The organism is Streptomyces sp. NPDC111656, from assembly GCF_055656965.1.
Genome location: NZ_JBVKCA010000018.1, coordinates 155,586 through 175,175, shown reverse-complemented (window position 1 = coordinate 175,175; position 19,590 = coordinate 155,586). Strand labels below are relative to the sequence as shown.

Annotated in this window: 19 protein-coding genes and 1 pseudogene; 7 read left to right on the top strand and 13 right to left on the bottom strand. The window is 70.8% G+C overall.

Going from position 1 to position 19,590, the window contains the following annotated elements; genetic code table 11:
- The first annotated feature begins 88 nt into the window (after window positions 1-88).
- From ACZ7M3_RS39825 to ACZ7M3_RS39815, 3 genes are all read left to right on the top strand, one after another.
- Window positions 89-1,009, top strand: coding sequence for a LysR family transcriptional regulator (locus ACZ7M3_RS39825; protein WP_452970862.1), 921 nt, complete (start codon window positions 89-91; stop codon window positions 1,007-1,009).
- 210 nt (window positions 1,010-1,219) lie between these two features.
- Window positions 1,220-1,933 (top strand): SDR family NAD(P)-dependent oxidoreductase, encoded by a 714-nt coding sequence (locus ACZ7M3_RS39820; RefSeq protein WP_355309348.1) that lies wholly within the window; start codon window positions 1,220-1,222, stop codon window positions 1,931-1,933.
- A 26-nt stretch (window positions 1,934-1,959) separates the two neighbouring features.
- Window positions 1,960-2,337: a nuclear transport factor 2 family protein gene (locus ACZ7M3_RS39815; RefSeq protein WP_472070169.1), complete on the top strand. Its 378-nt coding sequence runs from the start codon at window positions 1,960-1,962 to the stop codon at window positions 2,335-2,337.
- A gap of 25 nt (window positions 2,338-2,362) precedes the next feature.
- On the opposite strand, the gene ACZ7M3_RS39810 is transcribed toward ACZ7M3_RS39815, so the two are convergent.
- The 4 genes from ACZ7M3_RS39810 to ACZ7M3_RS39795 all read right to left on the bottom strand — a co-directional run bounded on the left by ACZ7M3_RS39810 (window position 2,363) and on the right by ACZ7M3_RS39795 (window position 6,529).
- Complete coding sequence (locus ACZ7M3_RS39810; RefSeq protein WP_472070167.1) at window positions 2,363-2,881, bottom strand: P-loop NTPase family protein; 519 nt, start codon at window positions 2,879-2,881, stop codon at window positions 2,363-2,365.
- Between the two features lie 45 nt (window positions 2,882-2,926).
- A complete protein-coding gene (locus tag ACZ7M3_RS39805; RefSeq protein WP_472070165.1) occupies window positions 2,927-3,436 on the bottom strand; it encodes an O-acetyl-ADP-ribose deacetylase in 510 nt (169 codons plus the stop codon).
- A 76-nt stretch (window positions 3,437-3,512) separates the two neighbouring features.
- Window positions 3,513-4,985: a glycoside hydrolase gene (locus ACZ7M3_RS39800; RefSeq protein WP_472070163.1), complete on the bottom strand. Its 1,473-nt coding sequence runs from the start codon at window positions 4,983-4,985 to the stop codon at window positions 3,513-3,515.
- A gap of 134 nt (window positions 4,986-5,119) precedes the next feature.
- Complete coding sequence (locus ACZ7M3_RS39795) at window positions 5,120-6,529, bottom strand: phytoene desaturase family protein (protein WP_452970870.1); 1,410 nt, start codon at window positions 6,527-6,529, stop codon at window positions 5,120-5,122.
- Window positions 6,530-6,866: 337 nt separating this feature from the next.
- Here ACZ7M3_RS39795 and ACZ7M3_RS39790 point away from each other — a divergent pair, with 337 nt between their 5' ends.
- The gene (locus ACZ7M3_RS39790; RefSeq protein WP_472070161.1) at window positions 6,867-7,028 is read left to right on the top strand and encodes a hypothetical protein; all 162 of its coding nucleotides are present in this window, start codon (window positions 6,867-6,869) and stop codon (window positions 7,026-7,028) included.
- Window positions 7,029-7,072: 44 nt separating this feature from the next.
- On the opposite strand, the pseudogene ACZ7M3_RS39785 reads toward ACZ7M3_RS39790, so the two are convergent.
- The 6 genes and pseudogenes from ACZ7M3_RS39785 to ACZ7M3_RS39760 all read right to left on the bottom strand — a co-directional run.
- Window positions 7,073-7,168, bottom strand: a pseudogene (locus tag ACZ7M3_RS39785) (MerR family transcriptional regulator); the annotation flags it as partial.
- 422 nt (window positions 7,169-7,590) lie between these two features.
- Window positions 7,591-8,436, bottom strand: coding sequence for an inositol monophosphatase family protein (locus ACZ7M3_RS39780; RefSeq protein WP_355309343.1), 846 nt, complete (start codon window positions 8,434-8,436; stop codon window positions 7,591-7,593).
- 86 nt (window positions 8,437-8,522) lie between these two features.
- Window positions 8,523-10,346 carry a gamma-glutamyltransferase family protein gene (locus ACZ7M3_RS39775; protein ID WP_472070159.1) on the bottom strand — a complete coding sequence of 608 codons (1,824 nt, stop codon included), beginning with the start codon at window positions 10,344-10,346 and terminating at the stop codon, window positions 8,523-8,525.
- A 133-nt stretch (window positions 10,347-10,479) separates the two neighbouring features.
- Window positions 10,480-10,617 (bottom strand): hypothetical protein, encoded by a 138-nt coding sequence (locus tag ACZ7M3_RS39770; RefSeq protein ID WP_472070157.1) that lies wholly within the window; start codon window positions 10,615-10,617, stop codon window positions 10,480-10,482.
- A gap of 14 nt (window positions 10,618-10,631) precedes the next feature.
- Entirely contained in the window at window positions 10,632-11,300 is a 669-nt protein-coding gene (locus ACZ7M3_RS39765; RefSeq protein ID WP_472070155.1) for a response regulator, read from the bottom strand.
- Window positions 11,297-12,409, bottom strand: a complete 1,113-nt coding sequence (locus ACZ7M3_RS39760; RefSeq protein WP_472070153.1) for a sensor histidine kinase — start codon at window positions 12,407-12,409, stop codon at window positions 11,297-11,299. Before ACZ7M3_RS39760 ends, ACZ7M3_RS39765 begins: the two co-directional genes overlap by 4 nt.
- Window positions 12,410-12,624: 215 nt before the next feature.
- On the opposite strand from ACZ7M3_RS39760, the gene ACZ7M3_RS39755 reads away from it, so the two are divergent.
- The 3 genes from ACZ7M3_RS39755 (at window position 12,625) to ACZ7M3_RS39745 (ending at window position 15,244) form a co-directional block, all read left to right on the top strand.
- Window positions 12,625-13,626 carry a carboxymuconolactone decarboxylase family protein gene (locus ACZ7M3_RS39755; protein WP_472070151.1) on the top strand — a complete coding sequence of 334 codons (1,002 nt, stop codon included), beginning with the start codon at window positions 12,625-12,627 and terminating at the stop codon, window positions 13,624-13,626.
- A complete protein-coding gene (locus ACZ7M3_RS39750) occupies window positions 13,623-14,456 on the top strand; it encodes a class I SAM-dependent methyltransferase (protein WP_472070149.1) in 834 nt (277 codons plus the stop codon). The genes ACZ7M3_RS39755 and ACZ7M3_RS39750 overlap by 4 nt, the downstream gene beginning before the upstream one ends.
- Before the next feature lie 122 nt (window positions 14,457-14,578).
- The gene (locus tag ACZ7M3_RS39745; protein WP_472070147.1) at window positions 14,579-15,244 is read left to right on the top strand and encodes a hypothetical protein; all 666 of its coding nucleotides are present in this window, start codon (window positions 14,579-14,581) and stop codon (window positions 15,242-15,244) included.
- Window positions 15,245-15,275: 31 nt separating this feature from the next.
- Here the strand turns inward: ACZ7M3_RS39745 and ACZ7M3_RS39740 are convergent, their stop codons facing one another.
- The 3 genes from ACZ7M3_RS39740 to hydA form a co-directional block, all read right to left on the bottom strand.
- Window positions 15,276-16,802, bottom strand: coding sequence for an NCS1 family nucleobase:cation symporter-1 (locus ACZ7M3_RS39740; protein WP_472070145.1), 1,527 nt, complete (start codon window positions 16,800-16,802; stop codon window positions 15,276-15,278).
- A gap of 196 nt (window positions 16,803-16,998) precedes the next feature.
- Window positions 16,999-18,018: a TIGR03842 family LLM class F420-dependent oxidoreductase gene (locus ACZ7M3_RS39735; RefSeq protein ID WP_097224161.1), complete on the bottom strand. Its 1,020-nt coding sequence runs from the start codon at window positions 18,016-18,018 to the stop codon at window positions 16,999-17,001.
- Window positions 18,019-18,036: 18 nt separating this feature from the next.
- Window positions 18,037-19,440, bottom strand: a complete 1,404-nt coding sequence (gene hydA, locus ACZ7M3_RS39730) for a dihydropyrimidinase (RefSeq protein ID WP_351306761.1) — start codon at window positions 19,438-19,440, stop codon at window positions 18,037-18,039.
- Window positions 19,441-19,590: the final 150 nt, after the last annotated feature.

Sequence of the window (19,590 nt, the reverse complement as noted above, 5' to 3'; positions counted from 1 at the left end):
CCATGGGCTCCATCGTCCGCCTGCCGCCGGGGCGATGCCACGACAGGCTTCCTCCCTGCTGAGAGGCGCGGCCTCGCACCGACGTAGCATGACCAGCGTGGAGTTGCGCCAACTGCGGTATTTCGTCGCCGTCGCCGAGGAGCTGAACTTCGGCCGGGCCGCCGAGCGCCTGCTGATCGCGGGACCCTCTCTGTCCCAACAGATCAAGGCGCTCGAACGCGACCTGGGCGTGCGGTTGTTCGATCGCGATCGTCGCTCGGTGTCCCTCACCGCGGCCGGTGCGGCCCTGCTCCCCCACACCCGCGCCCTGCTCGAGCGGGCCGACGACCTCCAGCGGCGGGCCGGTCGACTGTCCGGATCGGAACCGGTACGGCTCGGCTACGTCAACTGGCTCCCGTCGGACCTCACCGCCCGCACCGCCACCGTGGCCCAACTCCACCTCGACGCATGGGTCGCGCCCTCGCACACCCAGGCCGCCCGGGTCGCCGCGGGCGGTCTGGACCTCGCGGTGTGCTGGGTGCGGACCGAGGACCTGGAAGAACGCGGCCTGCGCGCCCGGCTCATCGGCGCCGACCGGCTCTACGCCGTCGCAGGCGGTGACGACACGAGCGACGTGGCCGCCCGGGACACCGCCGTCCTCCTCGACGCCGACACCACCTCCTGGTCGTCCTGGAACGTCTACGCCGAAGAGCTGGCCCAGGACACCGGGGCCCGCGCGGTACGCATCTCCAACGGCGGCATCACCGGACCGGCGTTCTTCGATCACGTCCGACGCTGCAGTCGTCCGGTGGTCAACTCCCCCAAGGGTCAGACCACCCCGCTGCCGCCCGACCTGGTCCAGCGCCCGGTCACCGCACCGGAGATCTACTGGACCTGGTCGCTGGTCTGGCGCGAGAACGAGGACCGCCCGGCCGTCCTCGCCGTCGTCGACGCCCTCTGCGACGGCGTGGGCGACCTCGGCATCCGCGCCCCGGGCGCCTGGCTGCCGGACGGGGATCCGCACCGGTAGGGCCATCGGCCCACTGACCTGGACTGGGAGGCCGCGCCTACCAGCAGGGAGGAATTCGGTCCTGGCCAGGACCCTGTTGACCTTTGACTTCTCCACTCCATCCCGCCTAGGTTCCGAATAGTCGACCGGTCGGCTAGTAGCGGCGGAATCGGCGATCACCCAAGAAGCCCCCGCTTCATCACGGAATCACGGAACCCGGAGAAGATCAGCATGAGCTCTCAGAACCAGAAGGTCGCCGTCGTCACCGGAGCCTCGCAGGGCCTCGGCGCGGGCATTGCCGAGGCCTACCGCAAGCTCGGGTACGCCGTCGTCGCCACCTCGCGCACGATCGCTCCCGCCGACGACGCGGGCATCGTGACCGTTCAGGGCGACATCGCCGACCCCGCCACCGCCGAACGCGTCATCGCCACCGCGGTCGAGCGGTTCGGCCGTGTCGACACCCTGGTCAACAACGCGGGCATCTTCCTCGCCAAGCCCTTCCACGAGTACACCCAGGACGACTACGCCGCGGCGACCGGCGTGAACGTCACCGGCTTCTTCCGCATCACCCAGCTGGCCGTCGAGCGCATGCTCGCCCAGGGCGGCGGTCACATCGTCACCATCACCACCAGCCTGGTCGACAACGCCGACTCCAACGTGCCCTCCGTACTCGCCTCGTTGACCAAGGGCGGCCTCCAGTCCGCCACCAAGTCCCTCGCCATCGAGTACGCCACGCGCGGCATCCGCGCCAACGCCGTTTCGCCGGGCACCATAAAGACCCCGATGCACGCCGAGGAAACCCACGAGGCCCTCGCCGGGCTGCACCCGGTCGGCCGGATGGGCGAGACGAGCGACATCGTCGACGCCGTGATCTACCTGGAGAACGCCCCGTTCGTCACCGGCGAGATCCTCCACGTCGACGGCGGCATGAGCGCCGGCCACTGACGGAACACGACAAGGGGAGAATCCCGATGAACAGCACGACGGACAGCGACACGGAAGCGATCCTTCGCAGCGTCCTCGACCAGTGGAAGGCCGCCGTCGACGGGCACGAGCCGGAGCAGGTCGCCGCCCGGTTCACCGAGGACGCGATCTTCCAGGGGCTGCACCCCTACAGCGTCGGAAGGCCGGGCGTCGCGGCGTACTACGCCTCCCAGCCCATCGGCTTGGCCGCCGCGTACCGGATTCTCGAGACCAGACGCCTCACCGACGACCTCGTACTCGGTTATCTGAGCGTCGACTTCTCCTTCACCGACCGCCCCACCCTCAACGTCAAACTCGGCGTACTGGTGCGACGCGTGAAGGAGACCTGGTACATCAGCCACTACCAGGTGTCACGGCTCGAGTAGTCCGACTCCCTGACAGGGACTTCACCTACAGGGACTTCACCCAGGCCGCGGTGTCGCCGGGGCGGCCGAAGCGAAGGGTGTCGAGGGGCGCGAAGCGCGGGTCGCCGGTGCGGCGGGTGATCTCGCGGCGCCGGTTCGCGTGCTGGGACCAGGCCCACCAGAGGGGGTGTTCCCGGCTCAGCCAGCCGGTCCAGGTCTCCCTGTTGCCACCGAACAGCGGCTCGCGTGTGACGGTGCGGCGGACGGAACGGCGCAGCACGCGGGGCAGGACGACCCGTTTGGAATAGTCCAGCCATATCACCGTGTCGGCCCGGTCCCACATCAGGTCACGGACCTCGGGACAGCCGAGGGAGTCGATGATCCAGCGGGGTTCGGCGGTGATCCGCAGTACGTCCTCGCTCAGCTTCTCGTTCACGGCCCACCCGGCGCCGGTGAAGTACAGCGCGTCCATCTCGTGGTAGGGCAGGCCGAGGCGAGCGCTCAGGCCCCGGGCGAGCGTGGACTTGCCCGCACCGGTACTGCCCACCACCAAGATCCGCCGCATCACCGCACCCCAACCGAGCCGGACCCGTCCGCGAGAAAGGGGGAGTCAGCGGACCTGCGCGGCGAACGCCTCGTACGCCGGCTCGTCGAAGAGGACGAAAGTGACCTCCTCGACGGCCGTCCGCGTGGCCCGTACCGTCTCCACCGCGATCCGGGCGGCGTCGCCCATCGGCCACCCGTAGATACCGGCGGAGACGGCCGGGAAGGCGACCGTGCGGGCGCCGAGTTCGTCGGCCACCTTCAGCGACTCCCGGTAGCAGGAGGCGAGGAGTTCCGAGCGGTCCTCCTCACGGCTGAAGACCGGGCCGACCGTGTGGATGACCCACCGCGCGTCCAGCTCGCCCGCGGTGGTGGCGACCGCCCGGCCCGTAGGCAGTCCCTTGCCGTAGTGCGAGGCGCGGAGCCTGCGGCAGTCGGCCAGGATGGCGGGGCCGCCACGTCGGTGGATGGCCCCGTCCACGCCTCCCCCGCCGAGCAGCGACGAGTTCGCCGCGTTGACGATCGCGTCGGCGCTCTGACGGGTGATGTCTCCCTGGACCAGGGTGATGGCGGTCATGACGGCCTCGGCCTCCTCGTATGCGGTCTTCGATCCTCGCCGCATCGGGCTCCGGCCGCCACGCGATATCCGACTGTCAGACGACCACTCCGTCGATCTCGAAGGTCTGCACGGACGCGGCGGAGAAGGCCGCGGTCAGCGTCTTGCCGCTCAGATAGGTGTCCGAGTGGGCGGTGTAGAGGTCGCCGCTGCCGGAGGTGACGGTGTTCCAGCGTCGCACGAGTCCGCCGCTACCCCCGGTGACCTGGCTGAACTTGGACAGGTCGAAGGTGAGGTTCTGCGCGGCGCCGGAGTTGACGGCCACGATGACCAGGCGCTTCGCGCTCGCGTCGTACGCCGCTGCCGCGTATCCGACACCGGTGTCGATGATGGTCATGCCGGGGCGGATGTGCCGGCTGAACTGGGCCATCACGTAGTACTTGGTCTGGACGGTCGTCGGCTGGAGGGTGCTCTGGTCGTAGGCGATCATCGCCCAGCCGGTGCTGGGGTCCATCACCTGCCAGTAGACCCACGCGGTCGGGTGCAGCCAGCGGAAGTCCAGGCAGAGGTTGCTCGCCAGGGTGAGGCCGGTGGCGTCGGAGTCGCCCGTCTCGGAGTTCCACAGCCGCTTGCCCGCCGTGGTGACGACGTCGGTGTAGAGGAGGTCACGGCGACCGCCGGAGCCCTGATAACCGTGCACGTTGACCCGGTTGACCTGGGCTTTCGTCGTCGAGGTGAAGGAGCTCCAGGTCGTACGGGCCAGGTCGTAGCTCGTCTCGTCCGACGCGGAGATCAGGGTGCCGGTCAGGCCGCGCTTGTCGAGTTCGCTGCGCAGATACGGGAGGACGGCCGCCTGGACGGTGGCGTCCATGTGGCAGCCCTCCTGGGTGCCCGTCGCCGTCCACCAGCTGGAGGAGGGCTCGTTGAACGCGTCGACGGAGCTGAAGCTCACACCCCAGTTGTTCTTCGCGTAGAGCGCCACCGCGGCCAGGTGGGAGGCGTGCTGACGGTAGTTCCAGGACTGGAGGTTGTTGCCGCCGCCGGACGCGCCGGACGGGTTGTGGTTGAGGCACATCCACCACATCGGCGAGTTGGCGAACAGCTCGCTGGCGGCGCCGCGTTGGGTCGCCTTGACCAGGGCCGCCCGCTGGTTGGCGTCGGCCGTCCAGTCCCAGGCGGAGGAGGTGGGGTCCTCGTTGTTCCAGTCCTGCCAGTACCCCTCGATCTGCTTGAAGGCCGGGATGTTGGCGGAGGCGACCATGCTCTCGCCGCTCACGGTGTTCCAGCTGCACGCGCCCAGGTTGTAGCGGGCGATGTTGAGGCCGAGGCCCGGCAGCGTCTTGCCGCCGTACGCCACGGACTTGGTGGTGAAGAAGATGTCGGCGAAGTCGTCCCGGGCGCCGAACACATTGGCCCACCAGGCAAGGGAGGTGCCCCAGCCCTCCCAACTGCCGTACGTCGTACCCGGGTTGACCCCGATGGTCGCATCGGCCCGAGCGGTGCCCGTGGCCAGCGCACTGCCGAGCAGCGCACCACCCGCCGCGGCCAGCACCGATCTGCGCTTGATCATGTGAAAGTCTCCTGTCACGGTCATGCCACGGCCCCATCGCATGATCGGGCCGGGGCGGGACGTTGTCGAGACGCGTGACAGCGCTTTCTTCCTGTGAAACGAGGCACGGATGTGACGGCTTGCGCCGCCCCTGGTCAGGACTGGCGCAGGCGCCGCCACACGGCCTTCGCCGCGTTGTGCCCCGACATGCCGTGCACACCGGGGCCCGGCGGGGTGGCCGAGGAGCAGATGAAGACGGCCGGGTGCGGTGTGCTGTACGGGAACAGGGAGAGCTTGGGGCGCAGCAGGAGTTGGAGTCCGGCGGCGGCACCGCAGCCGATGTCGCCGCCCACGTAGTTGGCGTTGCGCGCGGCGAGTTCGCGGGGGCCTGCGGTGGCGCGGGCCAGTACGCGGTCGCGGAAGCCGGGTGCGAACCGCTCCAACTGCCGCTCGATCGCGTCCGTGAGGTCACCCGTCCAGCCGTTCGGAACGTGTCCGTACGCCCAGAAGACCTGCTTGCCCTCCGGGGCCCGGGAGGGATCGACGACGCTGGGCTGCACCGTGATCAGGAAGGGAGCGTCCGGCGCCCGGCCCTCGCGCGAGGCGGCGCGCAGGGCGGTGGCGATCTCGGCGCGGCTCGCGCCCACCTGCACCGTCCCGGCGGTACGTGCCTCCTCGGCCGTCCAGGGGACGGGGCCGTCCAGGGCGTAGTCGATCTTGAAGACGGACGCCCCGTAGCGATAGTCCTCGTAGTACCGCCCGAAGCCCGCGATGCGGGACAGCGCGGCGGGTGAGGTGTCGAAGACGTAGGCGCGGGCGGGCGGCAGGTCGTCGAGACGCTTCACTTCGTAGTCGGTGTGGACGGTGCCGCCGAGGTCCTTGAGGTACGCGGTGAGCGCGTCGGAGAGGGACTGGGAGCCGCCGCGCGCGACGGGCCAGCCGCGGGCGTGCGCGGCCAGCGCGAAGACCAGGCCGACGGCGCCGGTGGCGATGCCGTCGAGCGGGGCCATGACGTGTGCGACGAGACCGGCGAACAGCGCCTGGGCCCGCTCGTCGCGGAAGCGCCGCATGAGCCAGGTCGAGGGCGGCAACCCGGCCAGACCGAAGCGGGCGAGCGTCACCGGGTCGCGGGGCAGGGCGGTCAGTGGCAGGGACATGAAGTCGTGGGCCAGCGTGTCCCACTTGGGAAGGAAGGGGGCGACCAGCCTGCGGTACGCACCGGCGTCGCGTGGGCCGAACGAGGCCGCCGTCTCGGCCACGGAGCGGGCGAGCACCGCCGCGGTGCCGTCGGGGAACGGGTGTGCCATCGGGAGCTTCGCGTGCAGCCACTCCAGGCCGTACCGCTCCAGGGGCATCGCTCGGAAGGCGGGTGAGTTGATGCCGAGGGGGTGGGCCGCGGAACAGGGATCGTGCCGGAAGCCGGGGAGTGTCAGCTCTTCGGTGCGGGCGCCACCGCCCACGGTGTCCCGTGCCTCGAACACGGCCACGGAGAAGCCGCGGCGGGCCAGCTCCACGGCAGCCGTCAGTCCGTTCGGCCCCGCACCCACCACGACCGCATCGAGCATCGACGGCACCTTCGGACTCCTTTGTCAGCCGACGGCCACTGGACATCAGGATATGCCGGGGGACTGACAGCCTTGATGGCGCGGGAGGTTGGGAGACGGGAGTCGTCCCGCGGACGGGGGCCTGGGGCTGTGGGGTCTGGGGCCGCACCGGGTCTGGGGCCGCCTGGGGCTGTGGGGTCTGGGGCCGCCCGGGTCTGGGGCCGCCCGGGTCGAGGGCCCGCCGGACCTCAGGTCGCCGGGGTCCGGGACCCGCCGGGGGCCAAAAAGCCATCCGCTTTCACCTTGCGCCGACGAGGCCACTGGTGTGAGACGGGTGCTCGCCCGGACGGATCCCGAGATGCTGCTACTGGACCTGCCGACCGCCGAGCGCGACCGCATCGACCGGCAGATCGCAGACCTCCGGAGCGTACGCAACCGTCTCGACGACATGATCACCGAGGCGCGCATGCCTGACTCCGGCTGCCCCTGTCCACCGGCTGAACCCCTGGACAGCGGCTGAGCGCCGAGCAAGTTCGGGATCCGTCCGAGCGAGAGCTGCTGGATCAGCCCGACGCGTTCGACCGCATCGGCCGGGTACTGGCGCCGTCCCCCCGAATTGCGGGTGGAGCACGGCAGACCGTGCTGCTCGTCATAGCGCAGCGACCTGTACGTACCTGTCCGACAGCTACACCCTCACCCGGGCCGCCGGAAGCCCCGCCCTCGATCAGTGGACCGGCGCCGATGCCGGCCTCGGCCGACTGTTCCCGATGGTCGGCACCCGCGGCGTCACCGTCCGCGAGATCGTCAGCGACGGCCCGCACCGCGTCATCGGCCTGGTCGACGCCCACGACGTCAACCCCGCCGGCGAGTCCTGGACCGTGCCGGTCACCGAACTCTTCTGGCATGGCAAGCCGCTCGATATCGGCACATCGAAGCCCTTGCCCGTTCCCGGTCGCCGTCCGGGGCGCGTGTGCAATGCCGGACGGGCGCCGCGCAACCCCTCGACCTTCGCCGGGACCGCTTTCAGCCCCAGGGCCACGGCCGGCTGCCGACGCCGCCATACCCTCGGCGCGTCGGTGGGGTCAGAGGCCGGCGGTCAGCAAGCCCCGTACCCGTCGGGCCGTGGCCTCGTCGCGGGCCGCCGTGAAGGGGAGGGTGTTGCCCCCCGTGATGCGGAAGGGTTCGCCCGTGAGGGTCAGGTGGGCGCCGCCGGCCTCCTCTACGAGGAGCAGGCCCGCCGCGTGGTCCCAGGCCGCCTCCCAGGAGAAGGCTGTCGCGTCCAGCTCACCGCGGGCGACGGCCAGATACTCCAGCCCCGCCGAACCGCAGGGACGCGGCCGTACGCCCTCGGTGCGCAGGCCGAGGAGAGCGCGCTTCTGCTCGTCGGTGGTGTAGTCGGGGTGGGAGGTGGCTATCTCGAGGTCACGGCCGGGCGTGGGCGCACCCGGGCGCAGCAGCTCGCCGTCGAGGCGGGCACCCCGGCCGCGCACGGCGACGGCGAACTGGTCGCGGGCCGGGGCATAGGTCCAGGAGGCGCGGACGACCCCGCCCACGGCGAGCGCGACGAGCGTGCAGAAACCGGTGTCGCCGTGGACGAACTGGCGCGTGCCGTCGACCGGGTCGACGATCCAGACCGGGGCCTGCCCCTGGATCGCCTCGTACGTCGCCGGATTGGCGTGGACCGCCTCCTCGCCGACGACGACCGAGCCGGGCAGCAGCTTGGCGAGCGCCTCGGTGAGGTACTCCTCGGCCTTGCGGTCGGCGTCCGTGACCAGGTCGTGCGGGCCGCTCTTCTCGTCGATCTCGTCCGCGGTCAGCTGCCTGAAGCGCGGCATGATCTCGGCGGCGGCCGCCTGCCGGATCGTTTCTTCGACGTCGGACGTGCGGCGCGCGAGAAACTCGTCGATGGTTTCGATGTCTTCGATCATGGCTCCATGACAACACGCGCCACTGACAATCCCCGCCCCTCCGGTGCACTCCGGGTGGAATCGCAGTGAATTCCCGGAGTTGCTGATCAGCGTCCCACCGCGTACCCCTGCATCCCCCGTGGGTTCGCCGCCGCCGACAGCACACCCGTCTCCGGATCCCGGGCGACCGCGCACAGCAGGCCCTCGGACCAGGCCTCCGCGACCTGGACGTCATGGCCGCGACGGCGCAGCTCCTCGATGACCGCCTCGTCCGTGCGGGACTCGACGGTGAGGCTCCCGGGGCGCATGCCGCGCGGGTGGAAGGAGCCCGGGAAGCTGTCGTTGTGCCAGTTCGGGGCGTCGATCGCGCCCTGGAGGTCGAGCCCGCCGCGTACCTCGGCGCGCAGCGCCACGGCCAGGAAGAAGTGGGTCTGCCACTGGTCCTGCTGATCGCCGCCCGGGGTTCCGAACGCCATGACCGGGACTCCGTCGCGCAGCGCCAGCGAGGGCGTCAGCGTCGTACGGGGACGGCGGCCGGGTGTGAGGGAGTTGGGCAGCCCCTCGTCCAGCCAGGCCATCTGGAGCCGGGTGCCGAGCGGGAAGCCCAGCTCGGGTACGACGGGGTTGGACTGAAGCCAGCCACCGCTGGGGGTGGCGGCGACCATGTTGCCCCAGCGGTCGACGACGTCGAGGTGGCAGGTGTCGCCCCGGGTGCTGCCGTCCCTGGCCACCTCGGGTTCCCCCGCGGCCCTGGCGACGGTGGGTTCGCCCGCGCCCGGTACCGCCGGCGCGTCGAAGCCCGGCTTCCCGGCGGCGACCTCGCGCGCGTGGCCACTGATCGTCGGGGTGCGCCCTCCGGGACTGCCGGGACGCAGCTCGCTGGAGGCCTTGTGGCCGATGAGGGCGCGCCGCTCGGCGTTGTACTCCTGCGACAACAGCTCGTCGAGGGGCACCTCGGCCGCGTCCCCGTACCAGGCCTCCCGGTCGGCCATGGCGAGCTTGCAGCCCTCGACGAGCAGGTGGACGTACTCCGCGGAGCCGTATCGCGGCAGCCGGGGCGGGAGCAGGGCGAGCTGCTGGAGGAGGACCGGGCCCTGGCTCCAGGGGCCCGCCTTGCACAGGGTCCAACCGCGCCAGTCGTACGTCGCGGGCGCCTCGTAGCTCGCGGACCAGGAGGCCAGGTCGGCGGCTGCCAGGGTGCCGGTGTGGCGCTTTCCGCTGGTGTCCATGGTGGGCCGCCGGGCCTGCCGTACCAGGGCCTCGGCGATGAAGCCCGAGCGCCAGACGCGGCGCGCGGCCTCGATCTGCGCCACGCGGCCGGTCTCTCCGGAGACCTCGGCGAGCAGGCGGCGCCAGGTCTCGGCGAGGGCGGGATTGCGGAACAGTTCGCCGGGACGCGGCGCCTTCCCGCCGGGCAGGTACACCTCGGCCGACGAGGTCCACTCCGTCTCGAAGAGCGCGCGCACCGACTCCACGGTCTCGCCGACCCGCTGTACGGGCGGGTGCCCGTCCTCCGCATATCCGATGGCGTACTTCATGACGTCGGCGAGGGACCTCGTGCCGTGGTCGCGCAGCAGCAGCATCCACGCGTCGAAGGCGCCGGGCACGGCGGCCGCGAGCGGCCCGGTGCCGGGTACGAGATCCAAACCGAGTCCCCTGTAGTGGGCGATCGTCGCCCCGGCGGGCGCGACGCCCTGCCCGCACAGCACACGCACCTCGCCGCCCGCCGGGGCGAGGATGATCGGGACCTCGCCGGCGGGTCCGTTGAGGTGCGGCTCGACCACGTGCAGTACGAAGCCCGCGGCGACGGCGGCGTCGTACGCGTTGCCGCCGTCCTCCAGGACGGCCATCGCCGACTGCGAGGCGAGCCAGTGCGTGGAGGACACCATGCCGAAGGACCCTTGAAGCGTGGGTCGAGTAGTGAAGTGCATCTCTCACCTCGGTGTTCGCGCGCGTCGGCCGGTACCGATCAGTCCTCCGGACGCGCCGTGGCAGGAATCCGGGGAGTTCCGGCTCGGCTCCGGTCGCCCTGATCAGGCAGCAGACTACCGATCGGACGCGCTCTCACTTCGGCGCCCACTGCAGCTTGCCCTTGTCGGTCGTCACCGTGCCGAGGTAGGTCGCCGTCCTGCCCTCGGCCCAGTACACCTTGACGCGGACCTTGTGGCCCTTGGCGATCCGGGGCGAGGACGAGCAACCCACCTCCGACGCACCCCTCAGTTCGCACTCCCCCGGGCCGTCACCAAGCCCGACTCGTAGGCGAACACCACCAGTTGGGCCCTGTCGCGGGCGCCCAGCTTCGTCATCGCCCGGCTGATGTGGGTCTTGGCGGTGAACGGGCTGATGACCATGTGCGCGGCGATCTCCTCGTTGGTCAGACCGCGCGCGGCGAGTGCCGTGACCTCGCGTTCGCGGCGGGTGAGGCACTCCAGGCCGGGCGCGGTGGCCCGGTCCGGGGGACGGGCGACGAACTCCCCGATCAGGGTGCGGGTCACGGACGGGGACAGCAGCGCCTCTCCGCGCGCGACGACCTCGATGGCCTGGAGCAGGTCGGCGGGCTCGGTGTCCTTGAGCAGGAAGCCGCTGGCCCCGGCCCGCAACGCTTCGAAGACGTACTCGTCCAGGCCGTAGTTGGTGAGCATGACGACGCGTACGGCGGACAGCTCCGGGTCGGCGGCGATTCGACGGGTGGCCTCGATGCCCGACATCACAGGCATCTGTACGTCGACGAGGGCGATGTCCGGCAAGGAAGCGCGTACCACCGCGAGGCCCTGCTTGCCGTCGGCGGCCTCGCCCACGACCTCGATGCCCTCCTCGGCATCGAGCAGGGCGCGGAAACCGGCGCGCATCAGCGCCTGGTCGTCGACGAGCGCGACCCTGATCACGGCACCTCCTCCGGTAGGCCCAGCGGCAGTTCGGCGCGCACCGAGAAGCCGCCCTCCGTGCGCGGTGCGGCGTGCAGGGTGCCGCCGAGGGCCGTGACGCGTTCGCGCATGCCGGTGAGGCCGATGCCGGGGGTGGGCGGACAGGACGCGTCGGCACCGCCGTCGTCGTCGACGGATATCGTCAGGTCGGCGGTGCTGTAGTCGAGTTGGACGGCCACCTTGGCGGGGCCCGCGTGGCGCGCGGCGTTCGTCAGGGCCTCCTGGACGATGCGGTACGCGGCCCGGTCCACCGTCGCCGTGAGCGGACGCTCGTCGCCGCTCACCGTCAGCTCCACGGCGAGACCGGCCGCACGGGCCCGCTCCACGAGCAGCGCCGGGGTGCCGGTCGGCTCGTCGGTGCGCAACACCTCGAGCGTGGCCCGCAGTTCGCGCATCGCCTCGCCGCCCGCCTCCTGGATGGCGAGCAGCGCGGGCGGGACCTCCTCACCGCGTTTGCGGGCGAGGTGGACGGCGACGCCCGCCTGGAGCTTGACGATCGAGATGCTGTGCGTGAGCGAGTCGTGCAACTCGCGGGCGATCCGCAGCCGTTCCTCGCCCGCGCGGCGCAGGGCCGCCTCCTCACGGGTGCGTTCCGCCTCCATCGCGCGCTGTTCCGTCTGGCGCAGATACGCCTGCCAGTTGCGGTCGGCGAGGCCCGTCACCAGGGCGCACAGGAACCAGCCGGCGAGCAGGAGAGAGCGCTCGGCGCTTGCGCGCGCCGTGAGGTCCATGGTCACGAATGCCGCCAGGAACAGGGCACTCGCGAGCGCCGCCACTCCTCGGTGACCCGCTCGGGCCGCCGTGTGGACGGCGGCCAGTACGGGGAGGGCGGCGAGGGTGCCGGGGTGGGCGTGCAGGACGTACGCCGTCGTGGTGACCGTACTGACCGCGAGGACCCGGCGCGGGGCGCGGCGGTAGGCCGCGAGGGCGAGGGAGCCCGCGGTGATCAGCACATAGTCGGCGGGGGTCGCGCCGTCGTCGACGGCGGCCGCGGTCATGACGAGGGCACCGACCGCGACCGCGAGGGCCGCGTCGGCCAGGTGCCTGCGCGTGCCCTGGTCCAACGCCATGTTCCGCACGATAGACCGCTGTTCGGACAGTGGCGTCAGACCTGTGGAGGGGGCCCGGCGTACTCCGGCTGGAGTAGATCACGGCGCGCGCGGGGCGGGTGGGGGTAGTTCGGGATGCCTTCGAGTGGACGACGACCGGGGACGGCTCCCTGAAGGAGGGTGGCGATGGCGGCCGAGCCGGCGGCCCGCGCTCGTTCCCCACCAGGAGGCGTCCCATGCCCAGTCCCTTCCGTTACACCACCCCGTCTCCGCCCAGGTCCGCCACCGGACGTGTCGCGGGCGTGTACGCCCAGCTCGCCGACGACTTCGGCATCGAGCGCGCGGTGACCTTCGTCGTGCTCTCGCCCGCTCCCGGTCTCATGGCTTCCGCCTGGGCGTTGATGCGCGAGTCGCTGATCGCGGGCGAGGGCAGCCGGACGGGGAAGGAACTCGCGGCGCTCGGGGTGTCCGTCGCCAACCGGTGCCCGTTCTGCGTGGACGCGCACACGATGTTGCTGCACGCGACCGGGGACCACCGGCTCGCGGAGAGGGTGGCGCGCGGGGACGCCCCCGCCGACGAGGAGCACGCGCGCGTGCTGGCATGGGGCGGGGCGACCCGGACCCCGGGGGCACCCGAGTTGGCGCCGTACCCCTTCCCCGTCGCGCACGCCCCCGCCTACATCGGCACCGCCCTGTCCTTCCACTTCATCAACCGCGTGGTGTCGGCGCTGCTCACCGAGAGTCTGCTGCCCGGCAACGCGCAACGGTTCCGGGCGGTGCGGAGTCTGGCCGGGCGGTCCGTCGCCCGGACGGTGCGCCGTCGACCCGCGCCGGGTGCGGGCCTGGAACTCCTCGACGACCCCGGGCCCGGTCCTGACTGGGCGCGCGGGACCACCGTCGGCCCTGCCTACGCCGCGCTGCGGGCCGCCGCCACCGAGGGAGAGGGGCTTCTCGACGAGGCCGACCGGATCCTCGTACGGGAGACGCTCCGGGACTGGGACGGCTCGCATCCGCCGCTCGCGTGGGACGCACTGCCCGACCGTTCGCGGCCCGGGGCGCGGCTCGCGCTGCTGGCCGCGCTGGCCCCGTACCGGATCACGGACGAGGACGTGACGGCCTGGCGCAAACCCGTCCATACCGACCACTGTCTGGTGCATCTGGTCGCCTACGGCGCGTTCGCCGCCGTCGACCGGATCGAGAGCGCGCTTCCCGTCCGCACTGCCGAGGAGACCTCATGACACAGATCGCCAACTCCGCTCAGGCGCGGGCCTGGAACGGCACTCTCGGCAACCACTGGGCGAGCCACCACGAGCGCTACGACACGCTCGTGTCGGGCCTGAACACCGCGCTCTTCGACGCGGCGGCGATCGCTTCGGGCGACCGCGTCCTGGACGTCGGCTGCGGGGCCGGTGCGACGACCCGGATCGCGGGCCGGCTGGCGGCGCACGGGCACGCCGTCGGGGTCGACATCTCGACACCCCTGCTCGCCCGGGCCCGGGCGACGACCGCCGCGGAGGGGATCACCAACGTCGCGTACGAGCTCGCCGACGCCCAGATCCACCCCTTCCCGGCCGCCGGATACGACGTCCTGATCAGCCGGGGCGGGGTGATGTTCTTCGCGGACCACGCGGCGGCGTTCCGGAACCTGGCGCGCTCGCTGCGGCCGGGAGGACGGCTCGCGTTCGTCTGTCCGCAGCCCGCCGGTCCCGAGGTGGAGGAGTCACGCGCGCTGACCCTTTTCGGAAAACTCCTGGACGAACCGGACGCCGCGACGGTCGCCGTCCAGGCCGCCATGGCCTCCCTGTCCGACCCGGCGCGCATCCGCGAGGTTCTGCACGGGTGGGACGACGTGACGGTGACTCCGGTCGCGACGGAGACGACATGGGGGCGCGATGCCGCGGACGCCGTCGACTTCATCCTCTCGCGCACGCCCGGCCGGACGGTCGGCGCCGACACGCGCGCGGCCCTGCGGGACACCTTGCACCCTTATGAGACGGATCGCGGTGTTCGACTCCGGGCGGCGGTGTGGTTGGTGACGGCGAAGTGGCGGACAGACGGTTCCCAGTGAGTCACTGTCACCACACAGGTACGGAGTGAGTTGGCACTTCCGCCCCACAGGCAGGCATGTGAGACTGGCGTTCCGTCCGCAGTGTGGACTCCCTCCGCACCGTCCCCCACGAGAAGTGCGCCGTGCATTCTCTTCCTCTGCCACTCGCCCTCACCGCGCGCCTGCTGCCGGTCGCGGTCCTCGCCTGCACGGGCTGGGTCATGTCGTCCGGCACGTCGACGACGACTCCGACCGCCACCGACCACAAGTCGCCCCAGGCGACGCAGTCCCCGTCGGGCCCCGCGGCGACGGCGGTCGCGAAGACGTACACCGCGGCCCCCGCGCCCTGCACCGGCGTGACGGAGAAGACGGTCAAGGCCCTTGTCCCGGGCGCCAAGACGGCCGGCCAGGAGATTCCGTCGACCGACAAGTCGGTGCGCCGCACCTGTTCCTGGAACGCGCTCAAGGGCTTCGACTACCACTGGCTGGATGTCTCGTACGAGATCAAGAATTCGGACGTAGCGGCGCAGAAGTCCTATACAGGGCGCGTCGCGGACAAGAGCGGCGGAGGTGCGGTTCCCGGCCTCGGCGACTCGGCCTACTCCGTCGTGAACCTCACCACCACGGACAAGCAGCAGACCCGTGAGGGAGTGGTGATCGTCCGCGCGTCCAACGCACTGGTGGTCGTCACGTACAACGGCAGCAACTTCGAGACGAAGAAGGCGCCCAGTACGGACGAGATCAACAAGGGGGCCATCAAGGCCGCCAAGGACGTGGTGGCGACGCTGGAGAACGGCCAGAAGAGCTGACCGTTCTCCGACGGCTGTTCTCCCTCACACGTCAGACGGCGGTCTTCTCCTTGCCGCGCAGCAGCATCAGCGCCAGGTACAGCACCATCGACGTACCGAGTCCGACCGCCCAGCCGTAGTCGGCCAGGGACTTCAGCGCCGGAATGGGCCGTCCGTCGATGAGCGGGTGGAAATCGGCACCGCCGACGGCCAGGACGCCTCCGGTGAGGAAGGCGACGACGGCCCGCCAGTTCCAGCCGCCGTCGTACCAGTAGCGGCCGCCCGTGCGGTACAGGTCGGCGAGGTCGAGCTTGGTACGGCGCAGGATCCAGTAGTCGGCGATGAGGATGCCGGCGACGGTGCCGAGCAGACCGCCGACGAGGCCGAGCCAGGTGAAGATGTAGCCCTGCGGGTCGGAGTACAGCTTCCAGGGGAAGATCAGCACGCCGAGGACACAGGTGGCGAGTGCGCCGGTACGGAAATTGATCTTCCGCGGTGCGAGGTTGGAGAAGTCGAAGGCCGGCGAGACCAGGTTGGCCGCGATGTTCACGGACAGGGTCGCGACCAGCACGGTGACCAGCGCGTAGAGGAGGCCGAAGACGTTGTCGGTCTTGGCGGCCAGCTGGACCGGGTCCCAGACGGCCTTGCCGTACACGGCCTGCGAGCCCGAGGTGACCATGACGGACAGGAAGGCGAAGAGCGTCATCGTGGTGGGCAGACCGAGCGCCTGACCCCAGGTCTGCGCCTTCTGGCTCTTGCCGTACCGCGTGAAGTCGGGGATGTTCAGCGACAGCGTGGACCAGAAGCCGATCATGCCCATGAGCGAGGGCCAGAACAGCTTCCAGAAGTCGCCGCCCCAGCCGAGCTTCGAGGGCTGGTCGAGCAGCGGGCCGAAGCCGCCCGCCTTGCTGCTCATCCACCACAGCATCACACCGGCGCCCACGAGCACGAAGGGCGCCGCCCAGTTCTCGAAGCGGCGGATCGTCTCCATGCCCCGGTAGATGATGGCGACCTGGAGCACCCAGAAGATCGCGAACGACAGCCACATGGTCCACGCGTAGCCGCCGACCTTCGAGGCGTCGGCCCAGCTGTCGCCGAAGAGCTTCCCGGCGAGGAAGTAGATCGCCTCGCCGCCGATCCAGGTCTGGATGCCGAACCAGCCGCAGGCCACCAACGCCCGTACGACAGCGGGCAGGTTGGCGCCGCGGACCCCGAAGGAGGCGCGGGCGAAGACGGGGAAAGGTATGCCGTACTTGGGACCGGCATGCCCGGTGAGCAGCATCGGGACCAGCACGATCAGGTTGGCCAGCGCGATGGTGAACACGGCCTGCTTCCAGTCCATGCCGACGGCGATCAGGCCGGAAGCAAGGGTCCAGGAAGCAGTGTTGTGGGCCATGCCGACCCAGAGCGCCGAGAAGTTGTACGTGGTCCACGTGCGCTTCTCGACCGGAACCGGCAGCAGGTCCTCGTTGGCGTAGGGGCCGCTGGGCGCGGGCGCGCCGGGCGCGATCTCCACCCGGCCGTCGGTGAGCGTGACTTGAGCGACGGGCGGGCCCTCGCTGGGGACGGACTCGGTCATGGGCAGGCCAATCAAGTGAGGAGTGACGGGAGAGGCCGCGCGGGTGAGCCGTGGGGGGTTGTGCGGGTGCGGTGATCGGTGCGGTGATCCCCTTCCCCGGACGGAGGGAAGGGGACGTATGGGGAGGGGAGCGGTGGCCGGGGTACGGCCGGTGGTGCGGTGGGCGGCCGGAGGCCGGCCGCCCGGAGCGGAGTTGTCAGCCGTTGACGGCCGGGATGACCTTCGACCCGTACGCGTCGATCACGGCCTCCTGCGCGTCGTGCATGTCGTACACCGCGAACTGGTCCACACCCAGCGCGCGCAGCGCCTTCAGCTTCTCGATGTGCTGCTCGGCCGTGCCGATCAGACAGAACCGGTCGACGATCTCGTCCGGCACGAACTTGGTGTCGGGGTTGTCGCTGCGCCCGTGGTGGGAGTAGTCGTAGCCCTCGCGCGCCTTGATGTAGTCGGTGAGTTCCTCGGGCACGGCGGCGGAGTGCTCGCCGTACTTGGAGACCAGGTCGGCCACGTGGTTGCCGACCATGCCGCCGAACCAGCGGCACTGCTCACGCGCGTGGGCGAGGGCCTCCGGCGAATCGTCCTCGGTGATGTACGCGGGCGCGGCCACGCAGATCTTCACCTCGGAGGGGTCACGCCCCGCCTCGACGGCCGCGTCCTTCACGGCCTTGACCATGTACTCGGTGAGATAGAGGTCGGCGAGCTGCAGGATGAACCCGTCGGCCTCCTCGCCGGTCATCTTCAGGGCCTTGGGACCGTACGCGGCCATCCAGACCGGGAGTTCGGCACCCGGCCTGACCCAGGGGAACTTGACGACGGTGCCGCCGAGGTCGGCCTCCTCGCCGCGGCCGAGGGCGCGGATGACCTTCATCGCGCCGCTGATGCGGGCGAGCGTGTTGGGCTTGCGTCCGGCGACGCGCATCGCGGAGTCGCCGCGCCCGATGCCGCACACCGTGCGGTTGCCGTACATGTCGTTGAGCGTCGCGAAGGTGGAGGCGGTGACCTCCCAGGTGCGGGTGCCCGGGTTGGTGACCATCGGGCCGACCGTCAACTTCTCCGTGTTCGCGAGGATCTGACTGTAGATCACAAAGGGTTCCTGCCACAGCACGGCCGAGTCGAAGGTCCAGCCGTAGGTGAAGCCGTTGCCCTCGGCGCGCTTCATCAGGTCGATGACGCGGGAGGCCGGGGGGTCGGTCTGCAGGACGAGTCCGAAGTCCATGGCGCCACTCCTAGTCGCTCAGAGAAGGTACTGACAGGTGGAGCGGGGGGTGTAGACGCCGTGACCGGCGCGTCCGGTGAACTCCCGCTCGGTGATGACCGGTTCGCCGCGTGAGAGCACGGTCTCGACCTGCCCGGTGACGCGCTTGCCCTCGTAGGCCGAGTAGTCGACGTTCATGTGGTGGGTCTCGACCGACATGACCTGCTCGGCGCGCGGGTCGTAGATGACGATGTCGGCGTCGGCGCCCGGCGCGATGGTGCCCTTCTTCGGGTACAGGCCGAACATCCGGGCCGGGGTGGCGCAGGCGATCTCGATCCAGCGGCGGCGCGAGATGTGCCCGTCGACGACGGCCTGGTGGAGCAGGTCCATGCGGTTCTCGACGCCCGGGAGGCCGTTGGGGATCTTCGAGAAGTCGCCCCGGCCGAGCTCCTTCTGGCCCACGAAGCAGAAGGGGCAGTGGTCGGTCGACACGACCTGGAGGTCGTTGGTGCGCAGGCCCCGCCACAGGGCGGCCTGGTGCTCCTTGGGCCGAAGGGGCGTGCTGCACACGTACTTCGAGCCCTCGAAGTCCGGCTCCGCGAGGTTGTCGGTCGACAGGAACAGGTACTGCGGGCAGGTCTCGCCGAAGACGTTCAGGCCCTCGTCACGCGCCCGTGCGATCTCGGCGACCGCCTCCTGCGCCGAGACGTGCACGACGTACAGCGGGGCGCCCGCGACCTGGGCGAGCTTGATGGCGCGGTGGGTCGCCTCGGCCTCCAGGAGCGCCTTGCGCACCTCGCCGTGAAAGCGCGGGTCGGTCTCGCCGCGCGCCAGCGCCTGTTCCACGAGGACGTCGATCGCGATGCCGTTCTCCGCGTGCATCATGATCAGGCCGCCGTTCTCGGCGGAGCGCTGCATGGCGCGCAGGATCTGGCCGTCGTCGCTGTAGAAGACGCCGGGGTAGGCCATGAACTGCTTGAAGGAGGTGACGCCCTCCTGGACCAGCAGGTCCATCTCCTTGAGCGTCTCCTGGTTGACGTCGGAGACGATCATGTGGAAGGCGTAGTCGATGGCGCAGTTCCCGTCGGCCTTGGCGTTCCAGGCGTCGAGGCCCTCGCGCAGTGAGCGGCCGACGCTCTGCACCGCGAAGTCGACGATGGTGGTGGTGCCGCCCCAGGCCGCGGCCCGGGTGCCCGTCTCGAAGGTGTCCGAGGCGAAGGTGCCGCCGAAGGGCAGCTCCATGTGGGTGTGGGCGTCGACGCCGCCCGGGATGACGTACTTGCCGGTGGCGTCGATGGTCTTCTCGGCCGTCCACGACTCGGCCGCCGGGGTGCCGGTCGCGGCGAGGGCGACGACCCGGCCGTCCTCGATCAGGACGTCGGCGTGGATCTCGTCGGACGCGGTGATGACGAGGCCATTACGGATGACGGTACGGCTGCTCATGCTCCCTCTCTCCTGCCGTGCGCTGAATGCGGTGCGCTGAAAACTGCGGGTCACTCGTGGCTGGTCGCGCCCACGCGGCGGAGCCGCGCAATGCCACAGCCCCGCGCCCCGTCCGGGGCGCGGGAAGCCCGGCGGACTCCAGGGCCCCGC